Consider the following 25,001-nt stretch of genomic DNA (forward strand, 5'->3'; position numbering starts at 1 on the left):
ATGAAGGAAAATTGTTTTAGGTGCGGTTGCTGTCTTATTATATCGTTGCAGCGAATTTTTTTTGGATTTATTTTCAGTTCTAAACTTTTGGTTGTATTATCAGGGGATATAGGTGTAAACATTTGTCATTTATCTGTTATGCGTATTCAGGAATTCGTTTCCATTAAAAATTATAATAACAACTATTATAATTAACATGTTGATAAAATGAATAAACAAGACTATACTTTTCATGAAAGTAACAAATAGTTATGAAAAGGAGCTGTTTATTCATGAAAAAAACAAGTCGTAAAGTAGTAATCGTCGGTACAGGTTTTGTTGGAACAAGTATCGCTTATGCAATGATCAACCAAGGAATCTCTAATGAATTAGTATTGATCGATGTGAATCAAGAAAAAGCAGAAGGGGAAGCATTGGACCTTTTAGATGGTATGGCTTGGGGCGATGAAAATGTGGCTGTATGGTCAGGTGGCTATGAAGAATGTAAAGATGCTGATATCGTTGTTATCACAGCTGGTATCAACCAAAAACCTGGTCAATCTCGTTTAGATTTAGTTAAAACAAATGCGTCAATCATGCGCCAAATCGTAAAAGAAATCATGGGATCAGGATTCGACGGTATTATCGTTGTTGCTTCAAACCCAGTAGATATTTTGACATATATCGCTTGGAACGAATCTGGTCTGCCAACATCACGTGTTATCGGTACTGGAACAACATTGGATACAACTCGTTTCCGTAAAGAAATCGCATTGAAATTAAAAGTTGACCCACGCAGCGTCCACGGCTATATCTTAGGTGAACATGGTGATTCAGAAGTTGCTGCATGGTCACATACAACTGTCGGTGGTAAACCAGTGTTTGAAATTGTAGAAAAAGACCATCGTATTGCCCAAGATGAATTAAATGTGATTGCTGATAAAGTCCGTAATGCTGCTTATGAGATCATTGATCGTAAAAAAGCAACTTACTATGGTATTGGTATGAGTACTGCACGTATCGTAAAAGCTATCTTGAATAACGAACAAGCTGTATTGCCTGTATCTGCTTATTTAACTGGTGAATACGACGAAAAAGATATCTTTACAGGTGTGCCATCAATCGTTGACGAAAATGGTGTTCGTGAAGTTGTTGAATTATCAATCAACGAAGAAGAAAAAGCAATGTTCAGCAAATCAACAAGTGCTTTAAGAGAAGTATTGAACACTGTATTATAAGAAACAATGAATATGAACTAAAAATCCTAAAACTGCTTAACAGCTGAAATAGCTGTTAAGCAGTTTTTTATTGATATCTAATAGGTAAGCAAATAAACAGAATGGTTAAAATTAATCGGTCCAAAAATGTATCCGTACATATGAACATATGAAATTTAATCTGTTGATTACAATAAGCGAATCGTTATCAATGTTTATCTGTGGTTAATTAAAAAATCCTTCCGCAACGGCAAATACAATGATTCATATCTAATTCGTTCATATTTGATTAACTGAATAAAGAAACTGGTTTTTATCATTCAATTAAACGACAAAAAAAGTAAGAAAAACTGCAAAATTTTTTTATAATTTTGCATAAGCAGATTTTGATGGAAAAATGACGATTTTTGATAAAAAACCGTTCGAGAGAGGTTTATCATTTTTTGAATCTACTTTGTATAATATATATTATGTAAACTAAAATATATAAAAAACCAGTCCACTAGTTCTAAACCACTATTTCCTACTATCCACTCTGTTGTATTCCTTTTAAATCAATTATTTCAAAATTAATCCATATTTTTATGAAAAAACTATTTTGTATGATTAACCATACAAAAAAATCAGCATATTCCTTAATGACATGCTGATCTAATTGAGAAATAAAGTTTTTAATTCGTTCATTTTATTGCGGTTTGTCGTAAATAATTGGTTATCTTGGACTTTAGTGAATCGAAATCCAATGAACTAGTGGTAATCATTATGATAAAATCAACAGCTTCTTGACGAGAAAAAGCAACTGGACAATTATTCAATTGAAGAAACAACAACATGGCAACAAGAGCAGTTCGTTTATTGCCATTATGAAAAGGATGTTTTTTAGCTAAATTAATTGCTAAAATCGCCGCTTTTTCATAGACTTCGGGATAGAGTTCTTGATTAAATACTGCTTGTGAAGGCTGTTTGACGGCCATATCTAATGCATTTGCATCTTTTACACCGATCATTTCGCCTGGCGAGTGACGTAAAATAACTTTCGCGTTGATTTTGATAATTTCTTTAGTCGAAAGATACCTCATAAATCAACCAAATCTTTTAACGCGTCTTCATATTGATTCATGATCGAATCAACTAATGAATCAATATCAGGTTCTTCTTGTGCTTTGATCATTCGTACAGAACCATCAGATTGAAAAACATAACTGATTGCGTCACCTGTCTGCACACCCATAAATTCTTTTACTTCTGGTGGGATAGTTGTCACATCGCTATTGCCAGATTTTCTAATTTTATACTTTTTCATTTTTTTCATATTTCGCCACCCTCTATACCATTCTCATTCTATAGTAAGTACATTATATCCAAGTATATACATTTAATCAATGTATATACTTTTATTTTTCTTTTTCTTTTTCTTACGAAAAAATGACAAAGAAAAAAGTTTGTGACATGACTTTTGTCACAAACTCTCGTATTCTTAACCAAAATATTGATAAAATACTTGTGTAATAACTGGTAGAAAATAAATAATGATCATAGCCGCTACCACCATCAACAATTGTTTTCGCTGTTTCTTTCGCTTTAGCATGCTTGTCGTTTTATGAAAAAAATAAGTAGCGCTTTTAGCTCCTGCAGTCAAAGTCGATAAAATCAACGTTGGTGAATATGCTGTTTGATTGTGCGTCAATGACAACAACTTCGTCCCGTAATCAGGATACTTTAGAAATGCTTGGTACACAGCCACAATCGTGATTGCTCCCATAAGATAATTTAAAAATGAATGCACTTTTTTCAAATAAAAAAACTCCTTGCTATCTATATAAAATCAGCCTACCCCAACATTTTTGCTTGATTCACTGATATTTTTTAGTTTTATTGGTATTTATATTCTCACTTTTCGGAATAAATATTCCGCTATTTCATTGTTTTCATTTACTCTACTTCGTTTTCATTATTTTTTCTTGATGTTTCTTTGTTTCCATCAACTGCTTTTGTTCCACTGTTTTCGATCCATGGAAAAGAAAAACCGATTGTCATATCTTCTTTTAATACTAAAACTGCATCGAATTTCCCTTTTTTACCAGTAAAACCTTTGACAACTTTACTTGTCTTTCCTTTTGAAAGCAAATCTCTGAGATTCGTTTTAGTCAGCTTCTTTTTAGCTACTGTTGGCCACAATTTGAAGTCGCATTCCGGATTCAAGCATGTAGCGATTTTAGGATAAAGCATGACTATTCCCTTTTTACATTTTGGACATCTTCCTAATTGATCGTTTTTCTTCTCCATCGCTTTTATCTGACGTGTCCCGCTAATCTCATCTGAAAAGTCTACCTTGTCGATTTGATTAGGAACTTCTGCTAATAAATGTAGGATGAATTTTTTGATATTCTCTAAAAAAACAGATGGTGTCCCCTCTTGTTTACCAATTTTTCTCAAGTACCCTTCCCAGCGCGCAGTCATTTCTGCGCTCGTCAGTAATGGTTCATTGGCTACTGCCTTACAAAGAGTGATTCCTTTTGGCGTAACAGTTATTTCGTTTTTATTGACTTCGATGTAATGCTTCTGCTTAAGATTTTCAATGATATTGGCTCGTGTAGCTTCTGTCCCTATTCCTTCTACTTCTTTGAGAATTTCTTGCGCTTCATCATTATCCAGCGTTTTTCCCGCAGTTTTCATTGCTGTGATCAACGTTCCTTCGGTATAGGGTTTTGGAGGTTGTGTTTCTTTCTCCATACTTTTCAGTTCTACTTCTGCTTCTTCATTTTCTACGATAGGAGGAAGAGTCTGAGCTTCTTTCTTTTTTGACTTGATGCGTAAGATTTCCTGCCAACCTTGCTGTAATGGGATCTTTCCGATGCTTTTTAGCTTTAATTGCTGTACGCCCGTCGTTACGGTCGTCTCTTCGTAGATATAATCTGCAGCAAACATAGCCACAGTAGTGCGCAAAACTTGCAAATAGATTGCTTGCTGTAATTTGGAAAGCTTCGCAAAGCGTGCAGAAGTCGGGATCGTCTTTGTCGGAATAATTGCATGATGTTCTTGAACTTTTTTCGCATCGACATATCGTTTCTTTGCTTTGATCTCAGTTGTCTGTACTTCTTCTATTCCTAAAAATTTTTTATAATTTTGCAGATGTTTAACCAGATACTGATGCTCATTTTCTGTAATGTAAAAGGAATCCGTTCTTGGATAGCTTAGAAACTTGCTTTCGTACAATCCTTGAGCAGCATCAAGTGTAGCTTTGGCACTTGCTTTCATTAGCTGATTCATCTTTGTCTGCAAACTAGATAGCGAAAATAAACGTGGACTATGCAACCTCTTTTCCTTTTTCGTAACTTCAAGAATCCGTCCGTTTTGCTTACCTAAATGCGCTCCAAGTTTTTCTATTTCCTTCGTTAACTCTTCTTGGGTTTTAAATGCTTTTTTTGGTACGATTTTTCCAGAAAACTGCCCTTTGTTTGTGGTAATTAAACCTTCTCCTTCAAAGTACGTTTCTTTTTTGAAGTGTTTGATTTCTTCTTGCAGCTGATAAATCATATAGAGTGTCGGTGTTTGTACACGACCAAGAGAAAAACTGCCATCAATCCCTTTTCGTTGAAGTAGCAAGCTATATAATGGACTTCCATTCATTCCAATCAGCCAATCAGCGTTCTGCCTTGCTTGCGCTTCTTTATATTTTGGAAAATAGTTCTTCCCAGGTTGAAGATTCTTAAAACCATCATAGATTGCTTCTTTTTCAAGAGAATTGATCCATAAACGTAAATAGTTCTTTTCCTTAGAAAATGCGTTTGCTTGTCGAATAATCGACCACGCGATGGCTTCACCTTCTCGATCACCATCTGTTGCAATAATGATGGTATCAGCTGACTGTAACTCTCGTTTTACGATCGAAAATTGTGTACGTTTGTCCCTTGGAACTTCGTAACGGAAGGTTTCTGGGAAAATAGGCAAATTTTCTAACGACCATTTTGCCCAACGCTCTTCATAAGCTCCTGGAGCAACCATATCTACCAAATGTCCAAAACCATAAGTGATGGTTACTTCACCAGCAAACAATGGATCGCTGATTTCATAATACCCTTCATGTCGCTTTCGCTGTTGGAAGGTTTCGGCATAGGCTTTTGCTTGTGAAGGTTTTTCAGCTAGTATCACCGTCTTCATCTTCTGACCTCCGTTACTTGATTTTTGCGGACTTCTCTATTATGGAACATATTTTCGCATCTGGCAATAAAAAAAAGATACCGTATAGTCGAAATAGGCACAAAAAACATCAAGCAAACAAACGATGTTCCGTTTGCTGCATGATGTTTCCAAAAAATATTCATCTTTAGCTGTCACTCTTGGTTGATCTGCCAGTTGATGCCAAATCGATCAGTTACCATCCCATATAATTGAGCCCACGGAACAGCATCCAGTGGCATCTCAATCTTACCACCCTCAGCTAAGCTTTCAAATAGGCGCTTCGTTTCTTCTTCATTTCTTGTCTGGATGACTAAAGAAACATTATTTCCCACAACTAATTCAGGACCAATTCCTTCTGGCGTATCTGCAAACATAACTAATGTATCATAAATGTTCAGCCGTGCATTCGTGATTAGATTTTTTGCTTCTTCTGGCAAGTTCATTTGTTCTATTCCAGGCATTTCACCGTATGTGGTGATACCTGATGCTTCAGTCTGAAAAACTTTTTCATAAAAAGCGATGGCTTCACGAGACTCATTTTTGAAGTTCAGATAGATATCCAATGAAAACAGCTCCTTTCTTGGTTATAATCTACCATAAGAAAGCGTTTTTTACGAGTGAATCGTTTGATTGATTCATGACAAAAGCCTTGCGCAGCTTCTTCTTAATCTTTTTTATGATCATTTATTCAAAAAATCTGTAATAGCAGATTGATTCATTTGATTATCAATTTCAAGAATACTGCCAGCATAATCACTTTGCCCATAATTCCACGAACCGTCTACTGGCACACTTATTCGATCAATGCCACCAGCTCCTCGTGCAATCGAAAAGAGGTTTTTCGTTAAGAACCAAGCAGTGACATCTGTGGATGTATACCCTAAAGCTTTACCAGCTGCATAAGGCGCACGGATCAGATTCAATGGATTCTTCAATTGGCTGAAGATAGCATTCATTACTTGCTGTTGGCGTCTGACACGGCCAAAGTCTCCTTCTTCATCCATTCGGAAACGTGCGTACTGCAAAAGAACATGTCCATCCATCTTCTGGACCCCTTTTTTAATATCTACACCATCCAGATTCAGATCTTTTTCTGCATCGATCTTCACTCCGTTCATGAATAAGGCATCGATCACTTTTTCAAACGATTTGAAATCGACTTTCGCATAGTATTGACAATCGATTCCAAAATTTTCTACTAAAGTTTGACGCACTAGATCGGCTCCTCCGTATGCATAAGCTGAATTGATCTTATTTTGTCCTACCCCTGGGATCGTAACGAAGCTGTCACGCATAAAAGAAATCAGTTTCGGCTTATGGGAAGGACCATCCAACTGTAAGACCATGATCGTATCGGCTCGCCCGGCATCTTCTCCGCGTGTATCACTTCCAAGGATCAAAATATTATGCGCACCATTCGTCGCTTTTTGCCCATGAAAGGTTTCTGAAGTCGCTGCCTCTAAGCTTGTGTCATGTTCAGCTACATATTTACCAATAAAAAATGAGATACCTGAATAAAGGATCAAAACAAGCAAAATCGATAGAATGATTTTTTTCCACGATCGCTTTCTTCGAGGTTTTAACGGTTTGTTCTTCTTTTGCCGATTGAAAAATTTTTTATTTTTTTGTTGTTCTTCTGCTCTTGGTGCATCTCTGTATATCTGTTGCTCGTATTGGTTCAAATGTTCAAATGAATGCTGCTCTCTTTCATAAATACGGGTAGCATCTTCCTCATTTTCCATACGCGTTCGTTTTCGTTCTCTTCTAGCAAAAATACTCCCCGTATCCCGCTTCAGAGGTTTCGCCTTCTTATGGATGTCCTTATAGCGATCCATCCGACTCATTGTGGTTCCTCCTCGTTTCTTACTGATAAATAAAGGATACGATAACCAATCGACAAAAGCCTATCATTTTTTGATAATTTAATAAAAAATAACGAAATAAATGCTTCGATACATAAAGGATTACTTTTCTTGAGACCGTTTATGCGAGAATAAAAGATCTTTATCTATTATCCTTTTTTAATCAAACAGCTTTTCAATCACATGGATCGGCATCTTTTCCTTTGTCCATAATTCAAACGCGATTGCTCCTTGGTAGATCAACATGCCAAGTCCATTGTATCCTTTTGCTCCTACTTTTTTTGCTTCTTTTAATAAACGTGTTTCTCTAGGTGCATAAATCAAATCAAAAACCGCTAGATTCTCATGCATCATGCTTATATCTAAGAGCGGTGACTGATTGATTTTCTTTCCCATCCCGATATCTGTTGCATTGACTAGAAGACAGCTTTCTTTCAAGTCTTTTCTTAATTGATGCGTATCGGCAAAGTCACGAACTTTTATCTTACAAGAAGTTCGATAGCTGAGTTGTTCGAATGTTTCTTTTACTTGAGCGAATGTTTGGTTGTTTCGTTTATAAACTACGATTTCCTCAGCGCCGTCTAACGCTGCTTGAACAGTGACTGCCTTTGCTGCACCTCCAGCTCCCAGTAGAGTCATTTTTTTCTTTTTGATCGAAATCCCAGCTTCTTGCACGGATTGCATGAAGCCCGCACCATCGGTATTATAGCCAATCAAACGACCCTTTTCGTGCACGATCGTATTCACCGCTCCGATCAATTGCGCTTCCTGGCTTACCTCATCCAGATAAGGAATAACCGCTGTTTTATTCGGCATCGAAAGATTTACACCTAACATATCAAAAGTTCGAATACTTTCGACTGCTTGCTTCAAATTCATTGGATTTACTTGGAAAGCTAAATACACCGCATCGATGTTGTTTGCTTCAAAAGCAGTATTGTGCATCAATGGGGATAAACTGTGAGAAGCAGGATCAGCAAAGAGCCCAGCTAATTTGGTTTGTCCAGAAATCATCTTATTCCTCCTTTGTTCTTACTTCAATAAAAAAAGCCACTTAGCGTTTGATACGAAAAAGTACGAAACGTCTAGGTGGCAAAGTAGCAAATTCTTTTCTCATCGTTTACTTGTCAGAGCAAAGAATATTCTATTTAATTGTTAAAATCATTGACTACGTGATCCTACAAAACACCCAAATATGTTTAATTGTTTATTGTTTTAAGTATAGGATGAATCAAAGGAAGATGTCAATGAGTTTTCAAGTCCTTCTACTGAAAGGAATTTTTCTGTCGAAATCAATCCACTACTTCTTCAAAGAACTGCAAAAGGTCGCCCATTGTCAAATGTTGCTTTTCTTTTTCAGAAATATCTTGAACGATTTTCCCTTTTTGGAGTACGATCAGACGATTTCCGTATTTCAAGGCGTCTTCCATTCGATGCGTGATCATGAGACAAGTCAATTTTTGTTCATTGATCCGCTGATTTGTTAATCGCATTAATGCTTTAGCTGTTTTAGGATCTAAAGCTGCAGTATGTTCATCTAATAATAGTAACTCAGGAGCTGTGATCGTCGCCATCAGCAAGCTTAATGCTTGGCGTTGACCACCAGATAATTCACCCGCTGGAGTATCCAAGTGTTGCTCTAGGCCATTACCGACTTCTTGACATAGTCTGAAAAAATCTTCTTTTTGATTTTTCAAGTTACGTAAACGGAATTTCCGTTTTTGACCTCTTTTTTGTGCAAGTAGCAAATTTTCTGCTACTGTCATCCGAGGAGCCGTTCCCATCTTGGGGTCTTGGAAAACTCGAGAAAGGAATCGTGCTCTTTTTTCTTCTGAATCTTTTGTGATCAGCTGATCTTTAAAAGAGATTAATCCTTGACTGAGTTGAAGCGTACCAGCGATCGTATTGAACAGTGTGCTTTTTCCAGCACCATTCCCGCCAAGGACAGTGATGAAGTCCCCTTCTCTGATTGTAAGGTTAATTTCATCCAATAGTACTTTCTCTTCATTCATTCCATTGTTTACGACTTTTCTGCCATTTTTGATTGTCAATATATCAGTCATTACTATGCCTCCTTCTCAAAACCCGTTTTTAAGTTCAGTGCTTTCTTCAATTGCGGGATCATCAGACAAATAGCTAAGATGATAGCGGAGAACAACTTCAGATAAGTCGTGTCAAACCCTAGTTTGATTACTACTAAAATCAATAGCTGATAAATGATACTGCCGACAACAATAGCAATCAATCTTTCTGCTAGCGTCAATTCTTGGAAGATCACTTCACCGATGATGATGGAAGCAAGACCGATGACGATTACGCCAATCCCTTTATTTACATCTGCATATCCGTCGTTCTGGGCAATCAGCGCACCGGATAATGCAATGACACCGTTCGACAAAGTTAAACCTAAAATTTTCATACGATCGGTTTTTATCCCTAACGACCGAGCCATCGTTTCGTTGTCTCCTGTCGCAATATAGCCTTGACCCAAATCTGTATTGAAGAAGAATAGCAGTACAGCAATCAAGATGCCCAAAGAGATGAAGCCAAGAAGGACTGTGTCAAAGTAATCAGGTAACCCAAAGCGATGGAAGCTGTCTTGTAGAATCGGATGATTCAATAAAGAAAGATTTGGTGTTCGCATCACAAACAAAATAACTGAGTTCAATCCTGACATCACTAAAATCCCTGCTAAAATAACCGGTATCTTTCCTTTTGTATAAAGTAACCCCGTAACGAGTCCTGCTATCATGCCAGCACCTACGCCTAATAATGTAGCTACAATCGGCGCTACCCCATGAGTAATAGCTGTCACACAGACAGCAGCACCTAATGGGAAGGACCCTTCTGTCGTCATATCAGGAAAGTCTAAGATCCGATAAGTCATGAAAATCCCTAATCCTAATATTGCCCAAAGCATGCCTTGTGAAATAGCTGATACGATCATTTGTCATCCTCCTTAGATGTTTCTTGCTGCGAGTCATCTGTAATGATTTTGGCTTTTTCCTTCATCGATTGGGGAACAATGATTCCTAAGCGATCAGCTTGAGATTGATTGATCACTGTATCCCCTTGATCAAATGTATAAACAGGCGTCGTTTCCGGTTTTTCTTTTCCACTCGCAAGTTCTGCTGCCATCTTACCGCTTTGAAGCCCTAATTGATATTGATTGATCCCGATTGTTGCTAGTCCACCTTGTTCCACCATTGTATCCACAGATGGAATGACGGGGATATTTGCTTTGTTTGCTTCTTTTACCACTGTTTGCATCGCATTGGCAATGGTATTATCTAATGGAACATAGATAAAATCGACTTGTCGGCTCATCACTTGAACGGTTTGTGCAATCTCATTAGTGGAAGGCACCGCATATTTTACTGATTCTAACCCTTCTTTTTTTGCAGCTTCTTCTGCTTGTACTACTTGGTATTTTGAATTATCCTCTGAAGAAGCATACAAGATTCCGACTTTTTTTGCATTTGGCAACAAATCAGAAGCAAGCTTGATTTGTGAAGCAACAGGCGGCTGATCAGAAACACCTGTTACATTACCACCAGGTTTCTCTAAAGAAGCGACTAATCCAGCCCCCACAGGATCCGTTACAGCACCTAACACAACTGGGATCGATGAAGTCGTGTTTGCTAATGATTGAGCAGCAGGTGTTGCGATTCCAATCAAGACATCTGGATCAGATTGTACTAGCTGTTGACTCATTGTGGCTAGCTTGCTCTGATCGGCTTGTCCATTTTGAAATTTGATCTCAAGATTTTCTCCTTCTTTTAATCCTTCTTCTTTCAGACCATCTTTGATTCCTCGATAAATCTCATCTAATGCCGGATGGCTCACGTATTGCAGTACCCCAACAACTGTTGTTTTTTTTGTCTGGTTCGTCGAAGTACTTTCTTTTTCGCCTGAGGCTTTTCCATAAATAAATGCGCCTGCTAAATAAACTAAAATAATTACTACAACTGTTATTAATCGTTTGTTTTTCATTTTTTTCCTCCTGCAAAGTCAATCTTTTTATTTATTATAATTAGGCAAGTATCCAGTCTACAAAAAAAGACAATGGCCAAAGCGGTCATTGTCTTTACACAAAAAACCGCATAGATTCTAATCTATGCGGCAGTCAATGTTCATGTCTAGCATAGATACAAGCTTTAGAAATGCACTCTAAAAAGTTGTATCTATGGGAAAGTCTCACCATTAATACAACTTATCTACGCCAGCTGCGCCAATTTTTTTTGTTTTCTGCTGAAATACGTTTTGATAAGTTCATTACAGGTCACCCTTTCCTTAAGAATTGATTTAAGTCTAATCGAATTTTTGAATTTCGTCAACTATATTTTTTTATTTTTTATTTGTTATTTTGAAGATCAAACATCACTTGTTCTGATAATTAAAAATAGCGCTATATAGACCCACCGTTTCATCGCGCCAATGTCTCAATTAGCAATCTCGGAATTTTGGGAAGTTACTCCCGTTCTATCCAATTCTTCTTCTAATTGTTTGATATTGGCTAACGGAAGTCGATTCAGTTCAGGGATCAACTCCTTATCAAAATCAGTTATTCCTCCCTTACCCGCAGTTATCCGATTTGCTTCTTTTCCTCCATCAAAGAAAATAAATGTCACTTCATCCGTTCGTATGTTATATTTTTGTTCCAGTTCATGTACATCATAAACGATCGGATAATAAAAGATCGGTCGATTCAATTCTTCCATAAGCTCAGGATCATTAAAAACATCAAGCATGTCCTGATAGGTTTTCCCGTTCGGTTTGCTGAACATCACCGATATCGCCCGGCTTTGTTTGATTTTCTGATCAGCTTTGCTGTAATCAAAAGGTTTCAATTTGCTGGTTGGTATGGACGAATAAACGAGACTATTTACTTGCTCTTCTCGGATTTTTTCCGGCAATAAAAACATTGCAACTGTTAACAGCAATGATAAGATGAGCAGAAAAACAAGACGTCGAAAATACTTACTTGGATTTTCTGCGAATGACACTGAGAAATGTTCATTCATTTCTTGTACTCTCGATTTAACTACTTCCCAAATAACAAACACCTTCTTTTCTACTTTTTCTCCTATTTTTTATTATACCTAAAAATTTGGATTTCAACGATAGAAACACTGTTTTTTATGTAATTAGTCCAAGATTTTTCTAGACTTTTGCTTTACTATTCGGCCAAATTGGTTTTTCTTCTTTTTTTCGTTATAATGAATATACTTATGAAAAGAAATGAGGAATGAACCATGTCCTTTGATGGTGTATTTACCCACGCGATGGTCAACGAATTGCGTGAAACGTTACTATCTGGCCGAATCTCGAAAATCCATCAGCCTTATGAAAATGAAATCGTGCTGGTGATTCGTTCACGCGGCAAAAACCATCGATTATTATTATCTGCGCACCCAAGTTATGCTCGTGTACAGATTACCCAAATCGATTATCAGAATCCTGATAATCCGCCTAACTTCGTGATGATGCTTCGAAAATATTTGGATGGCGCTATTTTAGAAGACATCGAACAAATCGAAAATGATCGAGTGATCCATTTCCACTTTGCTAAACGAAACGAGTTGGGTGATCTACAAAATATCATATTGATCGTTGAATTAATGGGACGTCATAGTACGATCGTCTTAGTTAATCGAGAAACTGGAAAAATACTGGATGCGATCAAACACATTGGAAGCTCTCAAAACACTTATCGTTCTTTGCTTCCTGGTGTAGAATATGTTGCTCCGCCAAAACAAGAGGTCTTGAACCCATTTAGCTCCGAGAAAGAAAAAATCTTTCAGCGGCTTTCCCAAACTGAACTAGAGCCAAAAGCAATCCAACGTCAGTTTCAGGGAATCGGTTTCGATACCGCTCAAGAGCTGACCAAAAGATTACTGGAACGTCCTAATGAAAAGATGGTTGTATGGGACGAATTTTTCTCAGCCATCAGCCATCAGCCTATTCCTACTTTTTACGAAACGGAAAATAAAGATTTTTTCACACCGATTTCTTATCAGGTATTGTCCGAACAGGCATCTGCTGTAACAGCTTATCCAACACTCAGTCAATTATTAGATAGCTATTATCACGAAAAAGCAGAGAAAGATCGGGCAAAACAACAAGGCGGAGAGCTGATTCGAAAAATCGAAAATGAACTAAAACGAAATAAAAATAAATTGAAAAAACGTGAACAAACACTCAAAGAATCCGAAAACGCTGAGAATTACCGTAGAGATGGCGAACTACTTACTACTTTTCTGACACAAGTACCACGCGGCGCAAAAGAAGTTGTTTTACCTAATTATTATGAAGAAGATCGGCCAATCAAAATAGCACTAGATCCGGCGCTGACACCAAATCAAAATGCACAGAAATATTTCCATCGTTACCAAAAGCTGAAGAACGCTGTTAAGCTGATTGGCGAACAAATCCAAGAAGCCAAAGATGAAATCCAATATCTTGAATCTGTCTTATCTCAACTGGAAATTGCCGGCCCAATGGATATCGAAGCAATTAAAGAAGAATTGACTTCAGAAGGATACCTGAAAAAGAAGAACTTAAAAAAACAAAAACGTAAGAAACCATCTCAGCCTGATCAATACTTTTCTTCTGACGGAACGCTCATTCTTGTTGGTAAAAACAATCTTCAAAATGACCAGCTGACAATGAAGACAGCTAAAAAAACCGACTATTGGCTTCATGCAAAAAATATACCCGGTTCGCACGTCATCATTAAAAGTGTCAAGCCCTCAGATGAAACAATTACAGAAGCTGCCGAGTTAGCTGCCTATTTTTCAAAATACCGATACTCTGCCCAAGTGCCGGTTGATCTTGTACAGGTAAAGCATATCCGAAAACCAAATGGCGCCAAGCCTGGTTATGTTATTTATGAAAACCAAAAGACGATTATCGTGACACCAGAAGAAGAAAAAATTACAGCTATGAAACAAAACAGGTAATCAATGAATGTTTCTAGAATCATATTTGCGTACTTTCCCACAACAGCAATTAGTTATAAATTGTTTGCTACAAAAAGAGGAGTTGTGACAAAATTCTGTCACAACCCCTCTTTTTTGATTAACGGTGTTCAATAAACAGCGTTCTCATCTGCTTTTCTTAGCTCTGCTGGTCCAGTAACTGAGTAAGCTCTTTGATAAATCTTTGAGCGATTTCACTGAGCGGACGTTTCGCCGAATAAATGATATAAAATTCATTTAGTTCGCCTTCTGCCAAAGGGATTAACCGCAAATGCTCGCGAATCCCTCCAATCACAATACCAGATCCTGAAGCGTAAGCATCAGTTTCAAGAACGATATTCATCAAAGTACCTCGATCACTCGTATAAATCACTGTTTCTTGATCAGGGATCTCGATAAGGTCTTCATAAAAATACGGGAAATTATTTCCATCCTGTGTAAAACGAACTTGAGGATAAGATAACAATTCTTCTTTGGTGATCTCTGCGTGTTCAGCTAATGGATGTCCTTGCCTTAAAAAAATATGCGTTTTGAATTTTCCAATGCTGCGGCCACTTAGCTCTCCTTGTTGTAAATATCTTCTGATACCAGCTTGATTATGCTCATTCATATAAATAATGCCGATCTCACTGTGCTGCTCTTTGACTTCTTCGATCACTCTCGCTGTTGTCGTCTCCATGATCCGGAATTGTTTGATCTCGTCTTTGAATTCCTCGAGTAGCTGTGCGGTCAAAGGACCTAAGAAATCATAATGCTGGGCAGCGATCGAAAAATTGTCTCTCTTTTCACTCGTTAGATAGTGAGTTTCTAATGTATCAAGCTGGACCAATATTTTCTCGGCACGATTTAAGAAGTCTTGCCCTTCTTCTGTTAAATATGCCCCTCGATTCGTTCGAGTAAACAGCGTGATCCCTAACTCGGTTTCTAATTCTTTGATACCAGCTGAAAGACTTGGCTGGGAGACAAACATTTTCTTTGCCGCTTCTCTGAAACTACCATTGTTTGCTACAGCGACCACGTATTTCATCTGCTGAATATTCATTGCTCAAACTCCTCGAAATAATAAATTTCTCTTCCATTCAAGGGCTGGATTGGTCGGTTGTTCGGTCGAGCATACTGACCATCGAAGGGGAGAAGAAACTCTTGGTTCAGTTTTCCTACATGATCCATTACAAACCATTGGATTGGCCCGCTGGTAGGCGGAGTTGTCAATGAGCCAATATAATGGAAATGGCTTTTTTGCTCCGGAAAGAACACATCCGGATTTACCCAATGCTCATGTTTTTCTAAGTTCCAACTTTCCCCATTTTCTTGATTATACAGCCAACCTTCCTGTACCATTAGCTGGTACATGACACCCACAACTAGATTCTCTTTTTTGCTGTTCATATGAACAAAATGAAATTCAATATCTTCCTGTTTTCCGTTGATGATATGTTCAGAAGGCAAGTGGAAATGAATATCTGTCAAATAATAGCGTTCTTTCTTGAACTCTACATAACTGAGTTGGTCAAAAGGTACTAAATGAATCGTGTTTTTGAATTCCTTGTCAGTAAACCGTTGCTTTTGATAATGAAAGGAAAGCGTGTCTCCTTCTATTTTGGTTTCTTCCCCCTTGGTCAAATGAATAGGCGACTGCAATGGAAATTCCGCACCTCTCGCAAACCAATCACATAAACTCGCCCAATTTTCCGGACCTTTGTCTCCAGAATAGCCCCATTCGACATCCATATTCTTTTTCAACTATACTTCCCCCTGCATCTCATATCATTTTTATTTTTCTTCTTTCTTTACAATCGTTGAGACGGTTTCTAAAAACGCCTCTTTTCCATAAAATTCCTGGTTCAATAGTTCCGGAAATATCTCTTTAAAGAAATACTGAACAGAAGGCCGATGTTCAAAGCTTTTAATCGTAGTCACTGCCTCAATGAACATCTCCTTATAAACTTTTTCCGGGTTATTTTTGATGATTTCATCAAAAGATTCATAAAGAAGGTCAACCTTATCTGAAATGGCTAATAGTTCTCCTTCTACGGTTTCATCTTTTCCTTCGAACAACCGACGGCGATAAACTTCTTGGAACTCAGCTGGAATCTCTTGGTTGATGAATTCGTCCGTCATCTTTTCTTCAACTGTTTGCAGCATCCCTCTTAACTCTTTGCTTGCGTATTTCACCGGCGTTTTGATATCACCAATAAAACGCTCTGTGTAGTCATGATTCAATGATTTTTCATAGAGCAGTTTCCAATCGATCGGTTGTCCATTCGCTTCTTCAATGTCTCCTAGAACTTGCGCAATAGATGCTACACGATACGAATGTGCTGCAACTGTATGCTCTGTATATTTAAAAAATCCAGGTGCCCTTGTGATCGTCTCTAAATTGTTCAATCCTAAAATAAATTCATTCAATCCCATAAAAGTTACCTCCCTTTGAGATTTCTTTTTCCGAATATCATATCATTAAATAACTGATATTCGCAACATTTCCGCTCTTTACCATTTTTGAAACAGCTCCCTTACCAAAAAATAGAGAAAATCTATATATAATAGAAAAAAGAGAAGAGATTATTCTCTTCTTTCTGCTAACCAGTCTTAGAAAAATGAATTTTAAAAAAATCAAAAACTGATCACGATAGAAGTTTCTTTTCATACCTGATGAAAAGATGCTTCTCGCAATCAGTTTTTGGATTGTTTTTATATTGATTGACAATCATTTTTTCTCTCAATCAATTAATTATATGCCTAAGATTCTTGTTCAAAAATTTCACGAAATTTCGGAGCATTTAAATCTTTTTCAGATATTTGTGCAGGATTATTGGTATCGATAGGAATGGGCCATGTAATGCCTAATTCAGAGTCTAGCGGGCATAATGCGACTCCCGGCATCCCGGGCACCCATTCATTATCAAAAAAGTAAAGATATTCTGTATCATCGTCAAGAGCTTGGAATCCATTGCATACTCCTTGAGGAACAAAAACTTGGATCCCTGGTTTTAGAAGAACTGTGACAACCTTGCCGATGGTCTTGCTATGGGGTCTTGTATCTACGTACACACCAAAAGCAGAGCCGTGAGCAACAGTAACCAGCTTCGACATCGCTTCTCCGTGAAGACCACGAACTGCTCCTTGTTTCGTTCTAGTTAGATTCACCTGTTTCCATGAAGAAACAGCATAAGGAATGATTTCAGAATAACTACTTTGTCGATAAAGCTCACGTACTGTTCCACGATCATCCGTCACCATTTTTGTATGGATGATTTTCAAGCCTTCGATACTAGATTCAGAGGTGGATAAAGAATTGCTTTTTGTTGTCATATTGATGCTCCTAACAGTCATTTTTGACTATTATTCCACCATATCATACAATCGTCAACCCATTCTAGAACGTATAGCTACAAGAATTTAGTATTTTTTGAAGTACTATATATCGTAAGTTTCGATTATTTGGATGATATCATTCAACTCATCAATCACGATATCTGCTTGTGCCTGATCAAGGGGCAGATCTTGCTTTAATGCAATCGTATATAAATTAGCTGCTTTTGCTGATGCAATACCAACAGGAGAATCTTCTACTGCGATGCAATGTCTAACATCCAATGCATTTACTGCGATTTGATAAATTTCTGGATGTGGTTTGCTTTTAGATAGCTTTTCCCCTGAAATGACAAAATCGAAGTATGGTGCTAAAGCATTCTGTGTCAGCATTTTGTCGATTTCTCTTTGCGGAGAAGAAGAAGCAAGAGCAATTTTGATACTTTTCTTTTTTAAATAATCCAAGATGTCTTCCGCACCCTTTCGCAGTGCTATTTTAAAGTCAATAGGATGTTTTTCCCGGTACGCAAGGTATTCTTTTCTAAGATCAGCTCGTTGGTCTTTTTCTGAGACCAATACTTCCCAAATCCCATTTTCTGTCAGTCCAACGAAATCCAACTTATTCGTCGAACCTGGTAGGATGTTTTTTTCTTTGAAAAATTGCATACGTCGATCAAAATAAAAGTTTTCTGAGTCAATTAAGACACCATCCATATCAAAAATCATGCCTAAATTCACAAACCTTCCTCCTATCCATAAATAATTTCATGAATCAATCGTAATTCCAATGTGGAAATCTTGATAGTATACTCACTCTCTATTTCGAAAAAGGCACGATGAATCTGTTCCATTTCTGCACCTGCTTGAGTCGTATATTCCTCTATATCTTCTTGTTCATCCACACTTTCTTTCCTTAAAATTCGTTCAATCATACAGCAACAATGTAGGTATAGTAAAAACAACTTACTATTAGATAGAGTAATCTCTAAGGTTTCCTCAGCTATGGATACAGCACTTTGCACTAAACGCAATAGTTTAGTTGCGTCCAAAATCGTTAAATTCTCGATGATTTTATTAATTGAAAAGCTGAACATCAGCTGTTCTTTTAAATCTTTATCACGTATGTCAAAATAATCTTGTAGAATTGAAATAAACTTCTCAACATCTTCACCGTTAATTAAATGATCAAGACCAATATAAGGAACCTGTTCGATTTTGGGATCTTCTGTTCCTACAATCATCAATACTTCATATATCTGGAAAGGATCCTCATACATTTTATTTTTTTGCAATTTTTTGTAATCATACGGAATAATCGTCAATTCTTTGCAATGATTTTCTAAACAAGATTCCAAAATCTCTTGTATTTGAGTAGCTGAACCTATTCCAGTGTAACAGCAAGTTAAGATTGCCTGTGTTTTTTCTTTTTTTGGTAGAATTAGCTGTTTTTTAACTTTGTTTTCTATATCGATTTTTTGGCTGATTTCTGCGATAGACATTTGTCTTTGAATCAACTGCCCAATCTCCAATACAAGAGGCGTAGAGACATAATCGATAATCAGCAGTGGTCCACGTATTTTATCTGCTAGCTTTTTTCCGATTTCGTTCAACGACCCCATATCTACTAATAAAATCAACCCGGCGTCCGTTTGATGATCATTGATAAAGCGAATAACTTGTTCTTCTACTTTAGCTAACGTGATATTGATTGGCATATCATAAGCTTGAAAGATATTCTGCTTCAGCATCCGATTGCCTACGTTCGCCATACTGCTAGCAGTAGAATAACCATGAGCTAAAATGACACTCTTGATTTTCTTTTCTCCTAGCGTGATCTGCAGCCCATGAAAATAAAAGGAAATAAAAATCAAATCTTCCTCTTTAAAATCTTGATCTAATTGTCGAGAAATATGTCCTAGTACTTTTTTAGCATACCAATAAGAAGTATCTATGGAACTCGAAACCAATTCTAACAACTTGTCTTTGACACTTTGCCATTCATGGTTTTCTGCAATCATATCTGTGTTGTTTTTATGGTAGAGATACTGCGCTAGGGCAATCACACGATTACCATCTTGTTCCAATCCGTAGTTTTCATGCATCCATTCAAAAGTTTCTCGTATCTGATAGGTTAGTACAGAATAAAATGATTCTTCTTTCGAATAACTATCTTTAAAAATAAACTCGTCCATCAAATGATTGATTCGATTTACCGTATGATCAATAAAATCTTTGATCATTAATTCTTGCTTTTCAACTTTTTGATACATTTGCACTATTTTTTCAAATAACTGCCTGATCTGCCTGACTTCTGAAGATTCTAAAAAGACTTGATTAGCTGTATGTGGCAAATATTGGCGGTCTGGTAAAGCTTTGATTGTTTTTTTCAGCTGCTCTTTTAGCTGCATTGTATTTTCAGTTGGAAGATCCTTCAAACGAACTCGAATAGACAGACTATTTTGATTTTTGGCGTACGCACTACCGCAGACATATTTCACGATGTTTTTTATCTTCCCTACATTGCCTTCTAGGTCACTATTAAGCAAAAAGTCCACTAGTTGATAACTTACATCGATGCGTTTTGACAAAATATTCGCTTCATTGATAAAAAATGTGTCTATCAGTTGCATACGCTCTGATTGCGGGCGACGTTCATAATTCGGCAACATGACAATCACTGGCAAACGGCGAATAAAGGTCGGCAAAAATGTTTGATAGACATTCTCAGTTGTTGCAAATATCATACGGACGTTTGCTTTATGTCTGATTGCATTGTCCCCCATCGGTGAAATTTCTCCTGTATCCATAAATGTAAAAAGCTTTTCTTGCCCTTCATCACTTAAGCGGTGTACCTCATCCAAAAATAATACGCCATTATCAGCTTTTTCTATCAATCCAATATGTTCTTTTTCCGCTCCAGTAAATGCTCCTTTGACATGGCCAAACAAAGCAGAAGACAAGAGTTCAGGATTGTTGAAATATTGGGCACAATTATAAGAGATAAACGGAGCATCTTTTGGGATGACCTTTTCTGCTACAGCATATTCATAGATTTTTTCTGCTAAAAATGTTTTTCCTGAACCGCTATTGCCTGATAAAAGAATAGGTAACCCATTCCCAGGATAAAGTACTGCTGTCTTTATTTGATCAACTACTTCTCTTAAGCTGCCATTTGCTCCAATCACCGTTTCTAATGCATTGGCTTTTTCTGCTGCAAATAAGTCTTCCCAAGTTTCATATTCAGATTCTCTGTGGAAAATGCCAAGTTCAACTAAAGTTTCAACATGTAAAAAAGAGACGGGGTAACTCTTGACCTTGACCAATACTCCTTCTTTCATTCCTTGATTTAAGTAGAAACTTGTTGTACTGCGATTCAAACCGACATTTTCGCTAATTGATAAAGCTGAAAAATCTTCTGCATGATGCTCACTATAATTTTTTGTCAGCTCTTTTAAATATTTTTCTACTTTTTTATTCATGATCAACACCACCCAATTTACTCTTGCTCAATCAATTGTACGAGAATAAGAAACCCTTTTCAATGCAAGGGAAGAAAAGCCGAGGCACTTGGCCTCAGCTCTAATTTAATACTTTAGTTTCCACATATAACGACGCTTTGTCAGCGGATGCTGGCGTACTTCAGCTAATTCTTCTGCATAGACACGGAATACTGCTGTGATGACGAATGGATTGAAGTAATCAAGAACCTCTTTCGCAATGTGGGCTGACAGTCCCCAATCTAGAGCATCTACGATTTCTATTTTTGCATCGAAACGATTCAAAAAGGTCAGTGCTCGAGCATCCATTTGACGCGTACGACCATCATTCATCAATAAGATAAATGGTACGTCTTTGTCCGTGATTTCAAATGGACCATGGAAAAATTCACCAGAATGGAAAGTACCAGAGTGAATCCATTGCATCTCCATCATTAAACAAATAGAAGTGGAATACGCAACTTCATGAGTGGCTCCTGAACTCATAACATATATCACCTTTTCATTTTTGAAACGTTCGGCGAATTTTTTTGCTTGAAGACGTGCTCCCTTTGCGCTTTCTTGCGACAAATCATAAATTTTGTCGAAACCATCCATCATCTTGTCGTAGTCTTTATACCCTTCGATCTGATTTAGTAGTTCAACTGCAAGTTCTAAGCAGTAACCTGTTTTTTCTAGTTTTGCCGCGTAATCTTCTGTGAAACGATGATAAATCACATAGTCTGCATCTTTCGTTAACGGAGAATCTACGCTATGTGTTAAACTAATAACTGTGGCACCTTGTTCTTTCGCTACTGCGTTAGCTTGAACAGTTTCAGGAGTCGTACCTCCCAATGAAGCTGAAATAACTACAGTATGATCGTTGATCGAGCGAGGTGTCGCATAATTGAATTCATTTGCCGTAAAGTGGCTGATACGTAATTTGTTTGCGTTTTGTTCTAAAAAATATTTTGCTGGATATAGATCTGCTTTCGATGCACCACAGCCGACAAATACGATGGACTCCACCTCTTTGTTCGCGATGATTTCTTTGACGATATCTTTTGGACTTAATGTTGAATTCATGTTTGAATTCCTCCTCATACTATTTATTTTTAACCTAAATTAGGTTGGTCCCTTAATTAAAAATCCCGCATAAACTTAGTAAAACACCACCAGCGATACAAATAGTGAGCATCAAACCGGTCCGAACTTTCTTTTGCAACAACCAATACATAAAAAATGTCAGCCCTAAAGGAATCAACTGGGGCATGATATTATCTAAAACATCCTGTAAAACAAACGCCTTGCCGAATCTTAGCGGTGTGGTGATCCCAATCATGCTAGCAATCATAGCTCCAATGACCATCAAACCGATAATCGTACAAACATACATCACTTTATCCATCAGACCTTCTTGATACAGTTTCGCTAAATATTTATTCCCAGTATTATAACCAATTTTTCCGCCATAATATGTAACGAAAAAGGACGGAATGAAGGAGATGATGATGGCCAAGATAGGGCCTAAGATACTACCTTGCTGAGCGAGATTGATTCCAAAGCCAAAGGCCAAAACACGTATGGTTCCTTGGAAGAAAGAGTCTCCGATTCCTGACAAAGGTCCCATAAGCGAAGTCTTCAAAGCACTGATGGTTTCCGGATTGAAATTCTCTTGATCTTCGGCATATTGTTCTTCCATAGATGCTGCTAGTCCTAAAACGAATGAACTTGTTTGCGGCGTACAATTGTAGTAAGCCATGTGCCGCTCATAAGCATCGATTTTCTTTTGTTTGTCTTCTGGCTTGTCATAGATTTTATCGATGATTGGTGCGATACCATACATAAACCCCATATTCATTTGTCGTTCGTAATTCCACGAAGCTTGTATTGCCCACGAACGCCAGAAAAATTGCCAATACTTCCAACTATTTTGATCTTTCTTAGTCATAAAAAAACTCCTTTCTATAAATCATCTAAAGGATCAGGTTCGCTTACAGCTGTCCTATTATCTTTACCATTGAATTTGACTTGTGCCATCACAAAGGCCACAATGCAAGCAAAAGCTGCGATACCTGTGATGCTTAATTCGGAGTAAGCTGTGATTAGAAAACCAAGTAATAAAAACGGGATCATTTTTTTCGTCAACATCGTTTGTAACAACAAAGCAAAACCATATGCTGGTAAAATTTTGCTTGCTAAAGTCAGACCATTTGTCAACCATACTGGGATACTGCTCACGATATTTTTCACTAAATCTGTTCCAAAGTAAACAGCTAAAAAGATAGGGATAAAATACATCAGTGAATATAAGACCGTACCATAGATTATGTGGATCCGTCGTGCTCTGCTGAACTTTCCTTCATTGATTAAATTATCTGCCCAATGTGTCAGATTTGAGAGTACCGTCCGCATCAATATTCCAAGCATTTGTCCTAACACAGAGATTGGAATGGCAATAGTCAGAGCAGTTTCAGCATTGGAGCCAGATAGAATAGCAAAAGCTGTAGCAATAATGGACGCCATATTCATATCCGGTGGAGCTGCTGCTCCAATATTTACCAGACCAAGCGACATCAATTCCAGAGAAGCACCAACCAACAAACCTTTTTCCAAGTCACCTAATACTAACCCAACTAGCGTACTCACGATTAAAGGCCGTTCAAAATTCATCCTCCCTAGTAGTCTAGAGTCCAAGATGCACATGATTCCGACCAGACCTAAGGCAATCGATTGAAACAACATAACGTAAACTCCTTTCTTTTTAAATCATTGTATTCAAATCCTCTTTTTTGGAGGTTGGAACCTGTTGCATGAACTGTTTGATGCCCATTGATTTTAGTGCTTTCGCATCTTCTATCTCATTTTCAGTCAAGAAGATAGCATTACTGAATTGTTTTGATCCTTCTTTTTTTATGATGCCTCCGTAATTGATTTCCTTAACGTTTGAGTAATTTTCGCAAAACTGACGAACATCTTTGGTATTGCCAAAGATCATCATGATGTTTTCGCTCAATGCTTCTATTTTAGATATTTTTGTCAATGTATTTTCAACGGTAAGTATATTGAGTTTGATTCCTTGAGGTTTTGATAGTTCTAAAGACATTTTTTTAAATTCATCGTTGGCTGCTTCATCATTCACCACTATAAGTCGGTTGATTTGCAAAGATTTACTCCAAGAAAACACCACTTGTCCATGTAACAATCGGTGATCGATACGAATGAACTTGATCATAGATCATCTCCTCCTTCATTTGATTTTTTTAGTAATCGATTGCAATCAATCAATGACTGCCGACTTTCTTCAATAATCAATTCTAAATCTGCAGCAGCAATTGGGTTAACTTGCGTGGCAATTGAAATCACCAAGGGTAGATTCATTCCAGTGATCAATCGTATTGCTGGCTCTTTCTTTAACAGTCCTATCATTTCATTATTGACACTTCCTCCTAAGATATCTGTGAGAATAAATAGATTTTCTTTTCCTAATTTTGTAACTATACTTTGTATTTGTTGTTCTATCGGCTCATCTTCATCGCGATAAGCTGATAATGCATAAATATTAGTGGCAGGTCCCAAGATCATTTCAGCTGTTTGTTTTAGCCCTTGAGATAATGCGCCATGACTAGCTAGAATAATCGTATTCATTTTCATTTCCTCCTCGCTGACAATTTTATATAAAGCAAATACCGTGCCAACTTCTGTTCAGCCTGTAAAAGCTATAGTTACAACTATTTCCCAACACTTTTATCATTTACTGATAAGTGTTCAATCGATTTTGTAAAAGTGTTGGACTGCTTTTCTACATATATAAAACAAAGATAGCCCCTCGACTGTGGGATAGGAACACAGTTGAGGGGCTATTTTGACTCGTTGAAGTCGTTCATACTTTGTGTAATCAACGCTATTGAAGATCATGCATATGTATCTTATGGATATATTTCCTCATCAAAATCATCCATGCAGGATTATGAAAAAATAAGGATACAG

The 25,001-nt window shown here is 37.3% G+C and carries 25 protein-coding genes; 2 read left to right on the forward strand and 23 right to left on the reverse strand.

What is annotated here, in order from left to right; genetic code table 11:
• The first annotated feature begins 272 nt into the window (after positions 1-272).
• The gene (locus tag IGL31_RS06640; RefSeq protein WP_086300087.1) at positions 273-1,217 is read left to right on the forward strand and encodes an L-lactate dehydrogenase; all 945 of its coding nucleotides are present in this window, start codon (positions 273-275) and stop codon (positions 1,215-1,217) included.
• Between the two features lie 659 nt (positions 1,218-1,876).
• Here the strand turns inward: IGL31_RS06640 and IGL31_RS06645 are convergent.
• The 11 genes from IGL31_RS06645 to IGL31_RS06695 all read right to left on the reverse strand — a co-directional run bounded on the left by IGL31_RS06645 (position 1,877) and on the right by IGL31_RS06695 (position 12,306).
• Positions 1,877-2,275, reverse strand: a complete 399-nt coding sequence (locus IGL31_RS06645; RefSeq protein ID WP_002306744.1) for a type II toxin-antitoxin system death-on-curing family toxin — start codon at positions 2,273-2,275, stop codon at positions 1,877-1,879.
• Entirely contained in the window at positions 2,272-2,508 is a 237-nt protein-coding gene (locus tag IGL31_RS06650; protein ID WP_002289715.1) for an AbrB/MazE/SpoVT family DNA-binding domain-containing protein, read from the reverse strand. The genes IGL31_RS06645 and IGL31_RS06650 overlap by 4 nt, the downstream gene beginning before the upstream one ends.
• Positions 2,509-2,673: 165 nt before the next feature.
• A complete protein-coding gene (locus IGL31_RS06655; RefSeq protein WP_179189392.1) occupies positions 2,674-2,958 on the reverse strand; it encodes a hypothetical protein in 285 nt (94 codons plus the stop codon).
• A gap of 170 nt (positions 2,959-3,128) precedes the next feature.
• A complete protein-coding gene (gene topB, locus IGL31_RS06660) occupies positions 3,129-5,357 on the reverse strand; it encodes a type IA DNA topoisomerase (protein WP_086300089.1) in 2,229 nt (742 codons plus the stop codon).
• Between the two features lie 173 nt (positions 5,358-5,530).
• A complete protein-coding gene (locus IGL31_RS06665) occupies positions 5,531-5,941 on the reverse strand; it encodes a VOC family protein (protein WP_002295867.1) in 411 nt (136 codons plus the stop codon).
• A gap of 117 nt (positions 5,942-6,058) precedes the next feature.
• A complete protein-coding gene (locus IGL31_RS06670) occupies positions 6,059-7,222 on the reverse strand; it encodes an LCP family protein (protein ID WP_086300090.1) in 1,164 nt (387 codons plus the stop codon).
• A gap of 177 nt (positions 7,223-7,399) precedes the next feature.
• Complete coding sequence (aroE, locus tag IGL31_RS06675; protein WP_002289627.1) at positions 7,400-8,254, reverse strand: shikimate dehydrogenase; 855 nt, start codon at positions 8,252-8,254, stop codon at positions 7,400-7,402.
• Positions 8,255-8,532: 278 nt separating this feature from the next.
• Positions 8,533-9,303, reverse strand: coding sequence for an ABC transporter ATP-binding protein (locus IGL31_RS06680; RefSeq protein WP_086300091.1), 771 nt, complete (start codon positions 9,301-9,303; stop codon positions 8,533-8,535).
• Positions 9,304-9,305: 2 nt separating this feature from the next.
• On the reverse strand, positions 9,306-10,187 hold the full coding sequence (locus tag IGL31_RS06685) for an ABC transporter permease (protein ID WP_002289631.1): 882 nt from the start codon (positions 10,185-10,187) through the stop codon (positions 9,306-9,308).
• A complete protein-coding gene (gene trpX / locus IGL31_RS06690) occupies positions 10,184-11,233 on the reverse strand; it encodes a tryptophan ABC transporter substrate-binding protein (protein ID WP_086300092.1) in 1,050 nt (349 codons plus the stop codon). Before trpX ends, IGL31_RS06685 begins: the two co-directional genes overlap by 4 nt.
• A gap of 449 nt (positions 11,234-11,682) precedes the next feature.
• Complete coding sequence (locus IGL31_RS06695; RefSeq protein WP_002295864.1) at positions 11,683-12,306, reverse strand: hypothetical protein; 624 nt, start codon at positions 12,304-12,306, stop codon at positions 11,683-11,685.
• A gap of 189 nt (positions 12,307-12,495) precedes the next feature.
• On the opposite strand from IGL31_RS06695, the gene efbA reads away from it, so the two are divergent.
• Positions 12,496-14,202: a fibronectin-binding protein EfbA gene (efbA, locus tag IGL31_RS06700; RefSeq protein WP_086300093.1), complete on the forward strand. Its 1,707-nt coding sequence runs from the start codon at positions 12,496-12,498 to the stop codon at positions 14,200-14,202.
• Positions 14,203-14,359: 157 nt separating this feature from the next.
• Here efbA and IGL31_RS06705 read toward each other — a convergent pair whose 3' ends face one another.
• From IGL31_RS06705 to IGL31_RS06760, 12 genes are all read right to left on the reverse strand, one after another.
• Complete coding sequence (locus IGL31_RS06705) at positions 14,360-15,262, reverse strand: LysR family transcriptional regulator (RefSeq protein WP_086300094.1); 903 nt, start codon at positions 15,260-15,262, stop codon at positions 14,360-14,362.
• On the reverse strand, positions 15,259-15,951 hold the full coding sequence (locus IGL31_RS06710; RefSeq protein ID WP_002321477.1) for a carbonic anhydrase family protein: 693 nt from the start codon (positions 15,949-15,951) through the stop codon (positions 15,259-15,261). Before IGL31_RS06710 ends, IGL31_RS06705 begins: the two co-directional genes overlap by 4 nt.
• Positions 15,952-15,993: 42 nt before the next feature.
• Positions 15,994-16,635, reverse strand: coding sequence for a YfbR-like 5'-deoxynucleotidase (locus IGL31_RS06715; RefSeq protein WP_002288886.1), 642 nt, complete (start codon positions 16,633-16,635; stop codon positions 15,994-15,996).
• Between the two features lie 37 nt (positions 16,636-16,672).
• Positions 16,673-16,930, reverse strand: a complete 258-nt coding sequence (locus tag IGL31_RS06720) for a hypothetical protein (protein WP_086300095.1) — start codon at positions 16,928-16,930, stop codon at positions 16,673-16,675.
• 32 nt (positions 16,931-16,962) lie between these two features.
• Positions 16,963-17,535 carry a dTDP-4-dehydrorhamnose 3,5-epimerase family protein gene (locus IGL31_RS06725; protein WP_002324829.1) on the reverse strand — a complete coding sequence of 191 codons (573 nt, stop codon included), beginning with the start codon at positions 17,533-17,535 and terminating at the stop codon, positions 16,963-16,965.
• 105 nt (positions 17,536-17,640) lie between these two features.
• Complete coding sequence (locus IGL31_RS06730) at positions 17,641-18,273, reverse strand: HAD family hydrolase (protein WP_002324828.1); 633 nt, start codon at positions 18,271-18,273, stop codon at positions 17,641-17,643.
• Positions 18,274-18,284: 11 nt separating this feature from the next.
• Positions 18,285-21,014 (reverse strand): sigma 54-interacting transcriptional regulator, encoded by a 2,730-nt coding sequence (locus IGL31_RS06735; protein WP_086300096.1) that lies wholly within the window; start codon positions 21,012-21,014, stop codon positions 18,285-18,287.
• 105 nt (positions 21,015-21,119) lie between these two features.
• The gene (locus IGL31_RS06740; RefSeq protein ID WP_010732643.1) at positions 21,120-22,097 is read right to left on the reverse strand and encodes an SIS domain-containing protein; all 978 of its coding nucleotides are present in this window, start codon (positions 22,095-22,097) and stop codon (positions 21,120-21,122) included.
• 52 nt (positions 22,098-22,149) lie between these two features.
• Positions 22,150-22,962 (reverse strand): PTS system mannose/fructose/sorbose family transporter subunit IID, encoded by an 813-nt coding sequence (locus IGL31_RS06745; RefSeq protein ID WP_002335700.1) that lies wholly within the window; start codon positions 22,960-22,962, stop codon positions 22,150-22,152.
• Between the two features lie 14 nt (positions 22,963-22,976).
• Positions 22,977-23,756 carry a PTS mannose/fructose/sorbose/N-acetylgalactosamine transporter subunit IIC gene (locus IGL31_RS06750; RefSeq protein WP_086300097.1) on the reverse strand — a complete coding sequence of 260 codons (780 nt, stop codon included), beginning with the start codon at positions 23,754-23,756 and terminating at the stop codon, positions 22,977-22,979.
• A gap of 19 nt (positions 23,757-23,775) precedes the next feature.
• Positions 23,776-24,246, reverse strand: coding sequence for a PTS sugar transporter subunit IIB (locus IGL31_RS06755; RefSeq protein WP_002372438.1), 471 nt, complete (start codon positions 24,244-24,246; stop codon positions 23,776-23,778).
• Entirely contained in the window at positions 24,243-24,659 is a 417-nt protein-coding gene (locus IGL31_RS06760) for a PTS sugar transporter subunit IIA (RefSeq protein WP_002324822.1), read from the reverse strand. Before IGL31_RS06760 ends, IGL31_RS06755 begins: the two co-directional genes overlap by 4 nt.
• Between the last annotated feature and the right edge of the window lie 342 nt (positions 24,660-25,001).

This window comes from Enterococcus sp. MSG3290 (assembly GCF_050555565.1).
GTDB classification, from domain to species: domain Bacteria; phylum Bacillota; class Bacilli; order Lactobacillales; family Enterococcaceae; genus Enterococcus_B; species Enterococcus_B faecium.